At 65.1% G+C, this 13,815-nt stretch carries 12 protein-coding genes and 1 riboswitch; of the genes, 6 read left to right on the top strand and 6 right to left on the bottom strand.

All coding sequences use genetic code 11. The features are described from left to right. Positions 1-13 precede the first annotated feature (13 nt). Both GYB81_RS07615 and GYB81_RS07610 read left to right on the top strand, forming a co-directional pair. Positions 14-2,158: a TonB-dependent receptor family protein gene (locus GYB81_RS07615; RefSeq protein ID WP_161864295.1), complete on the top strand. Its 2,145-nt coding sequence runs from the start codon at positions 14-16 to the stop codon at positions 2,156-2,158. Between the two features lie 136 nt (positions 2,159-2,294). After that, positions 2,295-2,756: a GNAT family N-acetyltransferase gene (locus tag GYB81_RS07610; protein WP_161864294.1), complete on the top strand. Its 462-nt coding sequence runs from the start codon at positions 2,295-2,297 to the stop codon at positions 2,754-2,756. Positions 2,757-2,912: 156 nt separating this feature from the next. Here the strand turns inward: GYB81_RS07610 and cobF are convergent, their stop codons facing one another. The 5 genes from cobF to cobW form a co-directional block, all read right to left on the bottom strand. Beyond that, positions 2,913-3,680: a precorrin-6A synthase (deacetylating) gene (gene cobF, locus GYB81_RS07605; protein ID WP_161864293.1), complete on the bottom strand. Its 768-nt coding sequence runs from the start codon at positions 3,678-3,680 to the stop codon at positions 2,913-2,915. Then, positions 3,677-4,387, bottom strand: a complete 711-nt coding sequence (locus tag GYB81_RS07600) for a vWA domain-containing protein (RefSeq protein WP_178101753.1) — start codon at positions 4,385-4,387, stop codon at positions 3,677-3,679. Before GYB81_RS07600 ends, cobF begins: the two co-directional genes overlap by 4 nt. Beyond that, positions 4,369-5,370: a magnesium chelatase ATPase subunit I gene (locus GYB81_RS07595; RefSeq protein WP_161864292.1), complete on the bottom strand. Its 1,002-nt coding sequence runs from the start codon at positions 5,368-5,370 to the stop codon at positions 4,369-4,371. Before GYB81_RS07595 ends, GYB81_RS07600 begins: the two co-directional genes overlap by 19 nt. Before the next feature lie 140 nt (positions 5,371-5,510). Next, the gene (gene cobN / locus GYB81_RS07590; protein ID WP_161864291.1) at positions 5,511-9,254 is read right to left on the bottom strand and encodes a cobaltochelatase subunit CobN; all 3,744 of its coding nucleotides are present in this window, start codon (positions 9,252-9,254) and stop codon (positions 5,511-5,513) included. A 75-nt stretch (positions 9,255-9,329) separates the two neighbouring features. Continuing rightward, on the bottom strand, positions 9,330-10,379 hold the full coding sequence (gene cobW, locus GYB81_RS07585; protein WP_161864290.1) for a cobalamin biosynthesis protein CobW: 1,050 nt from the start codon (positions 10,377-10,379) through the stop codon (positions 9,330-9,332). Between the two features lie 95 nt (positions 10,380-10,474). Further along, positions 10,475-10,669, bottom strand: a riboswitch (cobalamin riboswitch). Between the two features lie 86 nt (positions 10,670-10,755). On the opposite strand from cobW, the gene GYB81_RS07580 reads away from it, so the two are divergent. Next, positions 10,756-11,193, top strand: a complete 438-nt coding sequence (locus GYB81_RS07580) for a cobalamin biosynthesis protein (protein ID WP_161864289.1) — start codon at positions 10,756-10,758, stop codon at positions 11,191-11,193. Continuing rightward, entirely contained in the window at positions 11,190-11,945 is a 756-nt protein-coding gene (gene cobM / locus GYB81_RS07575) for a precorrin-4 C(11)-methyltransferase (RefSeq protein ID WP_161864288.1), read from the top strand. Before GYB81_RS07580 ends, cobM begins: the two co-directional genes overlap by 4 nt. 221 nt (positions 11,946-12,166) lie before the next feature. On the opposite strand, the gene GYB81_RS07570 is transcribed toward cobM, so the two are convergent. Next, positions 12,167-12,397 carry a hypothetical protein gene (locus GYB81_RS07570; RefSeq protein WP_161864287.1) on the bottom strand — a complete coding sequence of 77 codons (231 nt, stop codon included), beginning with the start codon at positions 12,395-12,397 and terminating at the stop codon, positions 12,167-12,169. Positions 12,398-12,558: 161 nt separating this feature from the next. On the opposite strand from GYB81_RS07570, the gene GYB81_RS07565 reads away from it, so the two are divergent. Both GYB81_RS07565 and map read left to right on the top strand, forming a co-directional pair. Next, entirely contained in the window at positions 12,559-12,771 is a 213-nt protein-coding gene (locus tag GYB81_RS07565; protein ID WP_090431653.1) for a ParD-like family protein, read from the top strand. Next, complete coding sequence (gene map / locus GYB81_RS07560) at positions 12,768-13,547, top strand: type I methionyl aminopeptidase (RefSeq protein ID WP_161864286.1); 780 nt, start codon at positions 12,768-12,770, stop codon at positions 13,545-13,547. The genes GYB81_RS07565 and map overlap by 4 nt, the downstream gene beginning before the upstream one ends. The last annotated feature ends 268 nt before the right edge of the window (positions 13,548-13,815 follow it).

Below are 13,815 nucleotides of genomic sequence, written 5' to 3'. Positions count from 1 at the left end.
AATGGAGCCCTGCATGCCACCCCTGCCATTTTCCCGCCAACCTGCACGTCTTACCCTGCTCGCCCTCGCCTGCCTGACCGCCCCCAGCGTCATGGCTGACGAGCCGTTGCAGCTCGACTCGCTGCAAGTCAGCGGCAGGCAGCTGAGCGAAACGGAGGAAGCAGCGCAAGAACTCGCCCGCGTACCCGGCGCCACCAATCTGGTGGACATGGGCAAGGTCGAGCAGGGCCGCGTGGCTGGTGTCGCCGATGTGCTGGCCTACCAGCCCGGCGTCTACGCCCAGTCTCCCGGCAACGAGGGTGTGAAGATCAGCCTGCGCGGCTCGGGCATCAACCGCGGCCCCGGCTCGCACGCCTCCGGCACCCATATTCTGCTCGACGGCCTGCCGCTGACTGGCTCCGGCGGTACGCCCTACGAGCTGCTGGAACCCCTGTGGATAAGTCGCGCCGAAGTGCTGCGCGGCGTCAATGGCTTCGACCGTGGTTCCCTGGCCCTGGGCGGCGCCATCGACTACATCACCCACACCGGCTACACCGCACCCAAGCTGCAACTGCGCTATGAAACCGGGAGCTATGGCTACCAGAAGCGCAACATCGCTTCCGGCCAGGTGCTGGGGGACTTCGACTACTACCTCGCCCTGACCGACAGCCACACCGACGGCTATCAGGATCAGGCCTCCGGCAAGGGCAAAGGCATCGCCGCCAACTTCGGCTACCGGCTCAACGAGAACCTGGAAACGCGGTTCTACCTGCGCTATCGCGAAACCGAACACGAAACGCCTGGCCGCCTGACCAAGGCCCAGCTCAAGGACGATCCACGCCAGGCTGCCGTAAACAACCTGCGCATCGATGCCCACCGCGACCAGCCCGGCAGCACCTGGCTGGCCAACAAGACCACCTGGCGCATCGACGACGACTCCACCCTGGTCGCCGGCCTGGCCTACCACCACTATCCCATGGATATCACCGAGACCGCCTATCGCGGGGGCGCCTATCGCATCCGTGTGGACTACAGCGATATCAGCGGCACTCTGAACTACACGCGCCGCCACACCCTGTTCGGCCTCAATAGCAGCACGACCATCGGCTGGCGCAGCACCACCAATCTGCCGAGTAGCAAAGCGAAGGAAACCGCAGCGTTGCCGATCGATGTCAACGGCACGACCTATCCCGCCGGCACCCTGATGCGTGCTTATGAACATTTGGGCTCGGACAATGTGCTGCACTTCAGCAACGACACTGAGCTGAGGCCCGACCTGTGGCTGACCAGCGGCCTGGCGCTGATCAATACCCGCCGCAAAGTGCAGGTAACCTGGCCGGCCAACGACGACAAGCTCGACGAAAGCTCCTGGGACTACGCGCCACGTATCGGCCTGCGCTACCAGCTCAACCCGGATGTGCAGCTATTCGGCAATATCAGCCGCTCGGTGGAGCCGCCGCATGCCTGGTCGATGCTCTGGGGCTCGCCGCTGCGCTTCTCCAGCACCACCACTCAACCCTATGCCGCGCGCCAGCGCGCCGCCATCAGCCTGGACAACCAGACCGCCACCACCTTCGAGATTGGCGGCCGAGGTGATTCCGCACCGGGCCAGTGGGAGCTGACCTATTACTACTCGCAGGTGCGCCATGAACTGCTCACCGTCGAGATCGAGCCCAACGTCTTCGCTGAATCCAACGCCAGTCCCACCGTGCACCAGGGCATCGAAGCCGGCCTGACCAGCCCGCTGTGGCAAGGCGGCGCGGCCGGCGCCCTGAGCCTGCGCCAGGCCTACACCTTCAGCGACTTCCATTACCGCGACGATGACGCCTTCGGCGACAACCGCCTGCCTGGCCTGCCGCGCCACTATTACCAGGCCGAACTACGCTACGACCACCCGAGCGGCTTCTATGCCGGCGTGAATACCCAGTACGCCTCGAAGGTGGCGGTGGACTACGCCAACTCCTACCATGCCGACGCCTACGCCACCATCGGTGCCACCCTCGGCTATGCCGCGCCGAAAGACGACTGGCAAGCCTGGCTCGACCTGCGCAACCTGACCGACAAACGTTACGCCGCCACCGTGACGCCGGGCTATAACGACAAGGGCGCAGACGCGGCGCGCTCCACGCCCGGGGAAGGGTTTGGGGTGTATACCGGGCTGTCCTGGAGTTGGTTGTAAGCCACCCGCCCGCGTACGGTGAACAACCGTCCGGCAACGCTGGCCAACCACAAGGCACGGGGGGCGTGCAGGTTTATAAGGAAGCAATCGACAATAACGCTGATTGAGTCATCGAGCGGCAACGGAGGGAGAACGCATGGACTGCATGATCAGGTTGGCGACAAAGGAAGATGCGGCAGCAATCAGCCGAATTGTGATCACCGCACTACGCGAGTCGAATGCCTTGGACTACCCACCCGAGGTGATCGATCGGGTCGAGCAAAGCTTCACGCCTGAAGCTGTTGCTGCGCTGCTCGGCAAGCGCATGGTCTTCGTCGCCTCGTTGCACAGCGCATTGATTGCCACCGCCAGCCTCGACGGCGATGTGGTCAGATCGGTCTTCGTCGATCCCGCACACCAGGGCAACGGAGTAGGCCGCCGGCTGATGGAAACCCTCCACGCCCAGGCAATCAACGCCGGCATGGCTAAGCTGAGGGTGCCGTCCTCACTCACCGCCGAAGACTTCTACGCCGGCTTGGGCTATCGCAAAGTGCGCGATGAATACCACGGGGCGGAACGCACCGTGGTGATGGAAAAGACGCTGCAGGCCTGTGGATAACGCTGCGCTGCTATGCGGAGAACTTGCTACTGTCCAGCAGCCGCGTAGGGTGGTTGACGCGTTTCTCATCCACCAGTTGGGGGCGCAGTCCACAGACTGGCGGACATAAAAAACGATGTCCGCCCTACGTCTGCTTCTCGTTCACCACTTCTATTCTCAGCCCTGCTCCATCCCTTCCTTGCGCAACAGATAACTATCCATGATCCAGCCATTGCGCTCCCGTGCCTCGGCACGGGTCGCGGCGATGCGTTCGGCCACCTCATCCAACGGGCCGGCAATCAGGATTTCATCGGCCGTGCCGACGTACGCGCCCCAGTAGATATGCAGTCCCTGGCCGACGAAGCGGCGGTAGGTGTCCTTGGCGTCGAGCATCACCGCCACGCTGTCCACGCCTTGCGGCCAGCCTTCGGCGAGCAGGCGGCCGGTGGTGATTTCCACGGCGCGGCCAATGCTGTTGAGCGGAATGCGGTGACGCGCGGTCAGCGCCTGCAGGCTGGTGATGCCGGGGATCACGTCATAGACGAAATCGCTACGGCGCGCGGCGATGGCTTCGATGATGCGGATGCTGCTGTCGTACAGCGAGGGGTCGCCCCAGACCATGAATGCCGCCGTCTCGCCATCGGTCATCTGCTCATCGATCAGCTGCTCGAACACCGCCTGCTTGTCGCGGTTGAGTTCGTCGACGCTGGCGCGATAGTCGGCGGCATCACGTTCACGCTCCGGTTGCAGGCCTTCGGCGAAGCGCGGCGTGTGGCCTTCCAGAAAGCGCGCACAGATTTCCCGGCGCAGGGCGTTGAGCTTGTGCTTGGCCGCCCCCTTGTCCATCAGGAAGATCACGTCGCTGCGGCGCAGCGCCTTGATCGCCTGGTAGGTGATGTAGTCCGGGTCGCCGGCGCCGATGCCGACCAGCAGCAGGGTTTTCATGGGGTTCTCCAGGTGCGGCCCGGTGCGCTCGGCGCCAGGTCGTCGATATGGTGGTAGTCAGCCTGCAGCGCCTGCGCCAACTGGCGGGCGCGGCCCAGGCGGATGGGCGCGCGCTCGGTGTCGAGCAGCAGGGTTGGGCATGGCAGCGGCGCCAGCGCTGGCAGGTCGCGCAGGCGACCGTCGGTGAGAATCAGCAGGCGCTGGCGTTCGTACGGTTTCACGCGCTGCCGACGCAACAGCCAGTCGCCGGCCTGGCGCAGCGCGTCGAGCAGCGGCGTACCGCCACCGGCGCCCAATTCGTGCAGCCAGCGATGCAGCTCGGCACTGGCCTTGCGCCCCTGCCACAGCCATTGCGCTTCACGGCCGCCGGCCTGCAAAACGGCCAGGCGCGCGCGCTGGCGATAGGCGCTGTCGAACATTTCAGCGAGCACGCCTTTAGCCAGGCTCAGCGCGCCGTGGCGACGGGTGGAAGCGGAGGTATCCACCAGCACCAGCCACAGCTCGTCGGCCTGCTGGCTGCGCGGGCGCAGCACCAGCTGTTCGCGGCGTTGCGGCCGGCCCTGGCGCAGAGTCGCCGCCCAGTCGATACGGTCGGCCACGCCAGCTCGTGCGGCGCCATGCAGGCCGCCGCCGAGTCGTCCGGGCCGGTTACGGGCATCCGCGCCTGTGGCTGTGCGCGGGCGGATGCTCAGGGCTTTTTTGGCCAGCGCGGCGGCACCCGCCGCTCACCTGTGGCCTGTGGTTGGGCCGGCAGCTCACCCCACTGGCCTTCGCCCTGGCTCTGTTCCTGCGCCTGCTGCGGCGCCTGGCTCTGCTCGGGCGGCGTGGCAGCTGGCGGTCGTTGCTGGCGACGGCGATGGCGCAGAACGAAGTCCTCCACTGCGTCGATATCCACAGGCTCGATAGCCGCCGCGCCGCGCCAGGCGGCATGTGCGCGGGCGGCGCGCAGCCAGACCAGATCGGCGCGCAGACCATCGACGCCGGCAGCGAAGCAGCGCTGGCTGATCTCACCCAGGGCGGCGTCATCCAGCGGGATATCGACCAGGCGCTGGCGGGCGTTCTGGCAACGGGCAGCGAGGGCATCATGCTCGCCCTGCCAACGTTGCAGGAAAGCAGCAGGATCGGCATCGAAGGCCAGCCGGCGACGCACGATCTCGGCACGCTCGGCAGGCTGCGGCTGCCCATCGAGGGCCAGGTTGAGGCCGAAACGGTCGAGCAGCTGCGGGCGTAGCTCGCCCTCCTCGACGTTCATGGTGCCGATCAATACGAAGCGCGCGGCATGCCGATGGGAGATGCCGTCACGCTCGACATGGTTGACCCCGCTGGCGGCGGCATCGAGCAGCAGGTCGACCAGATGATCCGGCAGCAGATTGACCTCATCGACATAGAGCACGCCGCCGTCGGCACGGGCCAGCAGCCCGGGGGAAAACTGCGCCCGGCCCTCGCCCAGCGCCGCGTCCAGATCCAGGGTGCCGACGATACGCTCCTCACTGGCGCCCAGCGGCAGGGTGACGAAGCGCCCCCCCTCCAGCAGGTCGGCCAAGCCACGGGCCAGGGTCGACTTGGCCATGCCGCGCGGCCCCTCGATCAACACGCCGCCGATGGCCGGATCGATGGCCGCCAGGCACAACGCCAGTTTCAGCGAATCGGCGCCGACCACGGCGGCGAGGGGGAAGTGATGTTCGGTCATGGCTCAGGCCTGTGGATAAATGCGTTGCGACTGTAGCCCGGATGAAATCCGGGAGTGATGACTCAGATCGCCCCGGATTGCATCCGGGCTACGAAATATTCCCTCTACCATCAACGGGAGAGGAGAGAAAAGCGCGCGCATCAGCTTTCCTCGCTATCGAGCAGCAGGTTTTCCAGCGCTTCGCGATACTCGCCGGGATTCTCCCACAGGCCACGCTGCTGGGCTTCCAGCAGGCGTTCGAGGATATCGTTGAGCGCGCCGGGGTTGTGCTGCTGGATAAAGTCACGGGTGTCCTTGTCGAGCAGGTAGGCATCGGTGAGCAGCGCGTACTGGTGGTCATCGACCAGCTCGCTGGTGGCGTCGAAGGCGAACAGGTAGTCGATGGTCGCGGCCAGCTCGAAGGCGCCCTTGTAGCCGTGGCGCTTCATGCCCGCGATCCACTTGGGGTTGGCGGCGCGGGCGCGCACGACACGGTTGAGTTCTTCCTTGAGGGTGCGAATGCGTGGCGTATCCGGCTGGCTGTTGTCGCCGAAGTAGCTCGTGACCTTGAGCCCGCGCAGGGTTTCCACCGCCGCCAGCATGCCACCCTGGAACTGGTAGTAGTCGTTGGAATCGAGGATGTCGTGCTCACGGTTGTCCTGGTTGTGCAGCACCGCCTGCATCTGTTCCAGACGCTCGACGAAGCGCTGCCGCGCGGGTGCGCCCTCGGCGCCGCTGCCGTAGGCGTAGCCGCCCCAGTTCAGATACACCTCGGCCAGATCCGCGCGGCTCTGCCACAGGCGCTCCTCGATGGCGTTCTGCACCCCGGCGCCATAGGCCCCCGGCTTGGCACCGAACACCCGCCAGCCGGCCTGACGCCGCGCTTCGGCTTCATCCAGGCCACCATCCTTGAGCGCCAGCGACTCGCGCCAGACCCGCGCCGACAGCGGGTTCATGTCTTCCGGTTCGTCCAGCTCGATCACCGCCTGCACGGCCTCGTCGAACAGGCGAATCAGGTTGCTGAAGGCATCGCGGAAGAAGCCCGACACACGCAGGGTCACGTCCACTCGCGGACGGCCCAACTGCTCCAACGGCAACACCTCGAAGCGCTCGACGCGCTGGCTGCCGGGCTGCCAAACCGGGCGCACGCCCATCAGCGCCAGCGCCTGGGCGATATCGTCGCCACCGGTGCGCATGGTTGCCGTGCCCCATACCGACAGGCCGAGCTGGCGCAGATGGTCGCCCTCATCCTGCAGATGGCGCTCCAGCAGGCGATCCGCGGCCTGCACGCCGAGGCGCCAGGCAGTAGGAGTGGGCAGGTGGCGCACGTCGACAGTGAAGAAGTTGCGCCCGGTAGGCAGCACGTCGAGGCGCCCGCGACTGGGCGCGCCGCTCGGCCCGGCGGGCACGAAACGCCCTTCCAGTGCCGCCAGCAGGCCGCCCATCTCGGCGTCGCCGCAGGCATCCAGCAACGGCGCGATATGCTCGGCCAGGCCATCGAGAATCAGCGCCACCTCGGCGCCAAAGGCTTCGCTGCGCTCCCCTGCCAGGCGCTGTTCGATCAGCCGCAGCGCCAGCAGCTCCAGGCGCTCGCGAGTGTCGCCAACGGTACGCCACAGACTGTTATCCACAGCCTGCAATGCCTGGGGACGCAGCCCCTCCCAGGGCTGGCCCATATCGCAATCCAGCGGATCGAGGCCCAGCTCCAGGCCGCGCGCCAGCGCGCGCAGCAGGCTGGCATTGGCGCCCTGGCCATCGCCACGTGGGATGCGCAGCAAGGCCAGCAGGGTGTCGCGGCGCAGTTGCCCAGCCGGCGATTCGCCGAACACATGCAGGCCGTCGCGGATCTGCGATTCCTTGAGGTCGCACAGGTAGGCGTCGAGCTGCGGCAGCCAACTGTCGGCATCGTCGTTGAGCTGCAGGCCCAGCTCGCGGTCGAGGCTGGCCTCGCGCACCTTGGCCAGGATCTCGCCACGCAGCTCCACGGCGCGGCGCAGGTCGAGCTGGCTGGCGTCATAGTACTCGTCGGCCAGGCGCTCCAGATCGCGCAGCGGGCCGTAGCTTTCGGCACGGGTCAAAGGCGGCATGAGGTGGTCGATGATCACCGCCTGGGTGCGGCGCTTGGCCTGCGCGCCCTCGCCCGGATCGTTGACGATAAAGGGATAGATATTTGGCAGCGGGCCGATCAGCGCCTGCGGCCAGCAGCCCTCGGACAAGCCGACGCTCTTGCCCGGCAGCCACTCCAGGTTGCCGTGCTTGCCGACGTGGATCAGCGCATCGGCGGCGAAGGCCGTGCGCAGCCAGGCGTAGAAGGCGATATAGCCGTGCGGCGGCACCAGATCGGGGTCGTGATACACCGCCGCGGCGTCGAGCTGATAGCCGCGCGCCGGCTGGATGCCGACGAAGGTCAGACCGAAGCGTAAGCCGGCAACCATCATCCGCCCGCTGCGGAACATATGGTCATCCTGCGGCTCTCCCCAACGCTCGCGCACGGCTTGCTGATTGGCGGACGGCAGGCTGTGGAAAAACGTCAGGTAGTCGTCCAGCGCCAGGCTCTGCGCACAGGGCCGCGTATCCAGACCATCCAGATCGTTGGTAACGCCACCGAGCAGGCTGTGGACAAGTGCGGTGCCGCTATCGGGCAGGTTATCCACTGGATAGCCTTGCGCCTGCAGCGCGCGGAGGATATTCAACGCGGCGGCCGGCGTATCCAGGCCGACGCCGTTGCCGATGCGGCCATCGCGGGTCGGGTAGTTGGCCAGGATCAGGCCGATTCGCTTCTGATCGTTGCTTTTGAGCGCCAACTGGCACCAGTTACGCGCCAGTTCTGCGACATAAGCCATGCCCGACTCATGGGCCTGATAGCACACCACATCGCTCTGGCTGCGCTCGCTGCGCCAGGCCAGGCCCTTGAAGCTGATGGCCGTGCCGATCAGCCGGCCATCCAGCTCCGGCAGCACCACATGCATGGCCAGGTCGCGCGAGCCCAGGCCCTGGGCGCTGGCCTGCCACTGCGCCTGGTTGTCCAGCGAGCAGATGGCCTGCAGCACCGGAATATCCCGGCGAAACACCCGCTCCTGCGGCGCCTCGGGGTTGGACAGGGCAAAGCCGGTGGTATTGATGATCAGCGCAGCGCTCGTCTCGTCCAGCCAGGTCTGTACCTGATCCAGGCAGGCCGCCTCCTTGAGGCTGGCCACCGCAATCGGTAGCGGGTTAAGGCCCTGGCCGAACAGGTGCTGGCAGAAGGTATCGACGAAGGCGGTATTCGCCGATTGCACATGGTTGCGGTAGAACAGCAGCGCCACCACAGGCGCGTCCGGCTGCCACTGCGCACGCCAGTCGGCCAGCGTGGCTGGACTGTGCGGGTGATAGAGGCCGACGCGCGGCAGCGCTTGCGGCTCCTGCCAGGCATCGTCACGCCCCAGCCAGCGGCTGCCGATGCAGCGGAATAGCTGGCGGGCATTGTCCAGCCCGCCCTGGCGCAGGTATTGCCAGAGGCGCTGGCTGTCTTCCTCAGCGACGTTGCCGAGGGCGCTCAGCTCCGGGTCGGGCTTGTCGTCACCCGGGACCATGATCACCGTGGCGCCGCGCGCACCCAGCTCAACCAGGCGCTCGACCCCATAGCGCCAGTAGCTGACGCCGCCATGCACCGAGATCAGGATGACCTTGGCATGCTGCAGCACCTGCTCGACGTAGTAGTCCACCGAGGCGTTGTTGTTCAGCTGCGCCGGGCTGGCCAGGCGCAAGCTGGGGTAGTCGTCCGGCAGTTGCCGTGCCGCTTCGGCCAACAGTGAGAGGTGCGAATCACCCGTACACAGGATCACCAGCTCGGCCGGGGTCTGGCCGAGGTCGGCGATGCTGTCGGCCGGCAGTTGGGCGCCGGGCTGGGTGCGCAGGAGGTGCATAGTCGTTCTGTGGGAGGGGCTTTAGCCGCGACTGGCAGCGAACCGGGTCGCGGCTAAAGCCCCTCCCACAATCACTCAGGCCAGCGCCGCCTTCAGCTCGGCCTCGATGGCCGCGCGGTCGAGTTGCTGGCCGATCACTACCAGGCGGCTCAGGCGCGGCTCGTCGGCCTGCCAGGCGCGGTCGAAGTGGCGGTCGAAGCGCTGGCCGACACCCTGCACCAGAAGGCGCATGGGTTTGCCAGGGATTGCCGCGAAGCCTTTCACCCGCAGGATGCCGTGCTTGGCCACCGCGGCCTTCAGGGCGGTTAGCAGGCGCGCCTCCTCGGCTTCGGGTAGTTCCACGTGGAACGAGTCGAACTCCTCGTGATCGTGGTCGTCATCTTCATCGTCGTGATGGGTGCGGCGGCTGTCGATATGCAGCTCGGTTTCGCTGTTCAGACCCAGCAGCACGTCCAGCGGCAGCTCGCCGCCGTGCGCCTCGATTACCTTCACCGCCGGCGGCAGTTCCTCGGCCACCTCGGCGCGCACCGCGGCCAACGCCTCGGCATCGAGCAGGTCGGCCTTGTTGAGGATCACCAGGTCGGCGCTCGCCAGCTGGTCAGCGAACAGTTCATGCAGCGGCGACTCGTGGTCGAGATTGGGGTCGAGCTTGCGCTGCTCGTCCACCCGGTCGGGGAAGGCAGCGAAGGTGCCGGCAGCTACCGCCGGGCTGTCGACCACGGTAATCACCGAATCGACGGTGCAGGCGTTGCGGATTTCCGGCCAGTTGAAGGCCTGCACCAACGGCTTCGGCAGTGCCAGGCCGCTGGTTTCGATGAGGATATGGTCGAGGTCGCCACGGCGCGCTACCAGCTCGCGCATCACCGGGAAGAACTCCTCCTGCACGGTGCAGCACAGGCAGCCGTTGGCCAGCTCGAAGACGCGGCCATTGGCTTCCTCCTCACTGCAGCCGATTGAGCATTGCTTGAGGATCTCGCCATCGATACCCAGCTCGCCGAACTCGTTGACGATCACCGCGATACGGCGGCCGCCGGCATTGGCCAGCAGATGGCGCAGCAGCGTGGTTTTGCCGGCACCGAGAAAACCGGTGACGATGGTGACAGGCAGTTTGGCGAGGGTTTTCATGGAAGGCCCCGTGGCGTCGGTAAGTTCGGCGGACGGGTACGCGCAGGCGGGCACGCAGAGGCATGCTGGCCGCGTCGGATCACCCCGTCCGAGCAAGTGGCTGGTCAGTCGAGGCAGGTCTCCTGGCTCACGGTCTGCACGCTGTGCGTCCTTCACCTTCCCGCTTGAGGCAGTGGTGTATCGAAGGAGTTGCGACCGTTTACAGTTGCGGGGGCAGCCAGGGCATCGACCCTGTTCCCTCTTAGCTCCCCGACTGTTTGCCGGGAAGAACCTCGAAAGCGAGAAGGCTACGCAGGCCGCGGCGGCCGGTCAATCGCGGTTGACCGCTGGCAGGTGCCATGATGAGCTACGCCACCGCTCAGCCCGAATGCCACTCATGTTGCCGACTGCCTCCGACCACCCATCCGCCTCACCGACACAGATCGTCGCCGGGCTGGGTTGCCGCCGCGGCTGCAGCCGGGACGAGCTGCTCGAACTGCTTATCCACAGCTTGGCTCGGCATGAGCTGACGGTGGACAATCTCGCGGGCCTGGCCAGCATCGCCCACAAACGCGACGAAGCCGGCTTGCACGGCCTGGCCGAACATCTGGGTCTGGAGCTGGTGTTCTTCTCGCCCGAGCAACTGGCTGGCTATCAGACGCCGACAGGCGCAAGCGCCCTTAGCCAAGCCACCGCCGGCAGCCCCGCCGTAGCCGAGCCTTGTGCCCTGGCGCTGGCGGCAAAGATAGGCACAGCGCCGCGCCGGCTCGGCGAGAAAACCCGCAGCGCCAGGGCCACCTGCGCGCTGGCCATATTCGATAGAGAACCCGCATGACCGTCTACTTTATCGGCGCCGGCCCCGGCGACCCCGAGCTGATTACCGTCAAGGGCCAGCGCCTGATCCGCAGCTGCCCGGTGATCCTTTATGCCGGCTCGCTGGTGCCCGAAGCGGTGCTGCAAGGCCACAGCGCCGAACAGGTAGTGAATACCGCCGAGCTGAATCTTGCAGAAATCGTCACCCTGCTGCATCAGGCCCATGCGCGTGGCCAGGATGTAGCGCGAGTGCATTCCGGCGACCCTTCGCTATACGGCGCCATCGGCGAGCAGATTCGCGAACTGCGTGCCCTGGGCATTCCCTTCGAAATCATTCCCGGCGTCACCGCCACCGCCGCCTGCGCGGCGCTGCTGGAATCCGAGCTGACGCTGCCGGGTATCGCCCAGACGGTGATCCTCACCCGCTATGGCACCACCTCGCCAATGCCCGAGGGCGAACAGCTGCATGACCTGGCCAGGCACCGCGCAACCATGGCCATCCACCTCGGTGTACGCCAACTGCCGGCTATCGTCAGCGAACTGCTGCCGCACTATGGCGCCGACTGCCCCATTGCCGTTATCCACAGAGCCAGTTGGCCGGATCAGGACTGGGTGGTGGGCACCCTGGCCGATATCGAGGAGAAAGTCGCCGCCAAGGGCTTTCGCCGCACGGCCCTTATCCTTGTCGGGCGGGTACTGGATCCCGGTGCGTTTGCCGAGTCGACGCTTTATGACGCCACTCATCGCCATCTCTACCGTCCCGGCAGCCGCTGAGCCTGGCGAGAAACCGTACAGTTCGCTGAAAGCCCTGCCAGACAAGGCCTTCGGCCACTTATCAACAAGATAACCAGCCTTTTATCCAAACGCTCTGTGGACAACCTGAATGTTAGCGAACAGTTTCTGTACAAGTCGCTAAAAGCCCCTATCTATAAGGCCTACAGCCAGGTATCACGAGGATATCCACATGTTGATCCACGGCAACTGTGAGCAACTGCTCAGAGCTGCACCTCGACCCGCTTGATACCCAGAATCCGCAGCTCCGGCACCAGCTCATCCAGACTGGCAAAGGTTTCTACCTGCTCGGTTTCATCCACCAGAAAGAAGCTGCGTCCGGCATCTTTCTTGAAAAACACGATCCACTCAGCCGTATTGGCCGGATTGGCCATGATCTGGGTGTCGAATAGAACGCCCTCGGCCGTTCTGCGTTTCACATCTGCGCGCTTCATCCGTTCTCCCGTTCCAGCCTGTCAGGGGTGCGCCTGCCAAAATGCCTGGCGGGCGGACGCACAGTGTAAGGGATGAGAGGGCCCCACTTGCCCCCGCTGGCGAACTGAACCGATACATGTTTATATACGCTTCATATACGAAACATATAAAGGAAATCAGCATGGGTATCGTCAATATCGATGACGAGCTGCATGACCAGATCCGCCGGGCGAGCAGCGTCTCGGGCCGTTCCATCAATGCCCAGGCAGGCTTCTGGATTCGCATCGGCATGCTCTGCGAGATGAACCCGACACTGAGCTTTAATGAGGTGATGGCCGCCGAGATGCGCGCGGCCGGCGTGGCGGTACCGCCGCGTATGGCGGACGCCTCATGAGCAAGACGCCCGAACAGATCGCCCTGATGGCGGAGTCCGGCAGATTGCTCGCGTCCGTGTTCGGCTATCTGGATCGCCTGGATCTGCTCGGCATGTCCACTCTGCAAGTCAACGACCTTGTGGATAAGTACATCGTGGAGGAACTCGAGGCGCGTCCGGCGAGCAAGGGGCAGTATGGTTTCGCCTACGCCATGAACACGTCGCGCAACGAAGTGGTGTGCCATGGCGTACCCAGCGCAAACGAAATTCTGCGCGACGGCGATCTGGTGAATTTCGATATAACCCTGGAAAAGAACGGCTACATCGCCGATTCGAGCAAGACCTACCTGATCGGCGAGGTGTCGGACCAGGCTCGTCAGCTCGCCCGAGTGACCTATGAAGCGATGTGCAAGGGCATCGCAGCCGTGAGGCCGGGCGCCCGCCTCGGCGATATCGGCCATGCCATCGAACAACACGCTCGCGCCCACGGCTATTCGGTGGTTCGCGACTACTGCGGCCACGGTATTGGCCGGGAAATGCACGAGCCGCCGGAAGTGCTGCACTGGGGCAAAGCCGGCACCGGCCTGACGCTACGCGAAGGCATGACCTTCACCATCGAGCCAATGCTCAACCAGGGCAAGGCGGATGTCCGTACCCTGCGCGACGGCTGGACGGTGGTGACCTGCGACGGCCAGCTCTCGGCGCAGTTCGAACACACCGTGGCGGTCACCCGCGAAGGCGTTCGTGTGCTTACGCTGCGTCCCGAAGAGCTGCACCTGAGCGGCGTTTCGGCGTGATAGAAACGCAAAAGCCCGTCCATCTGGACGGGTGGTCGGCAACAACATAGATTGACACAAGCCCCCTTGAAAACACTGAGAAAAACCAAGGGCTTAGTCGCCAACTTCGGTAACATAGTTTGACACAAGGCTATGGCCGCATCGAATAAATTACCGACCTTGGAACAACATAGATTGACAATATCAGCCTACCCTCATCCCTGAGTTCCGCCTATAAATGGTGAGAGGCAACTACCGGAGCGGGGTAGCAGAACCGCAGCTCTTAACT

The organism is Pseudomonas yangonensis (assembly GCF_009932725.1).
Classification (GTDB): Bacteria; Pseudomonadota; Gammaproteobacteria; order Pseudomonadales; family Pseudomonadaceae; genus Aquipseudomonas; species Aquipseudomonas yangonensis.
The sequence above is the reverse complement of the archived record's forward strand: the minus strand, read 5'-3'. Positions and strand labels throughout refer to the sequence as shown.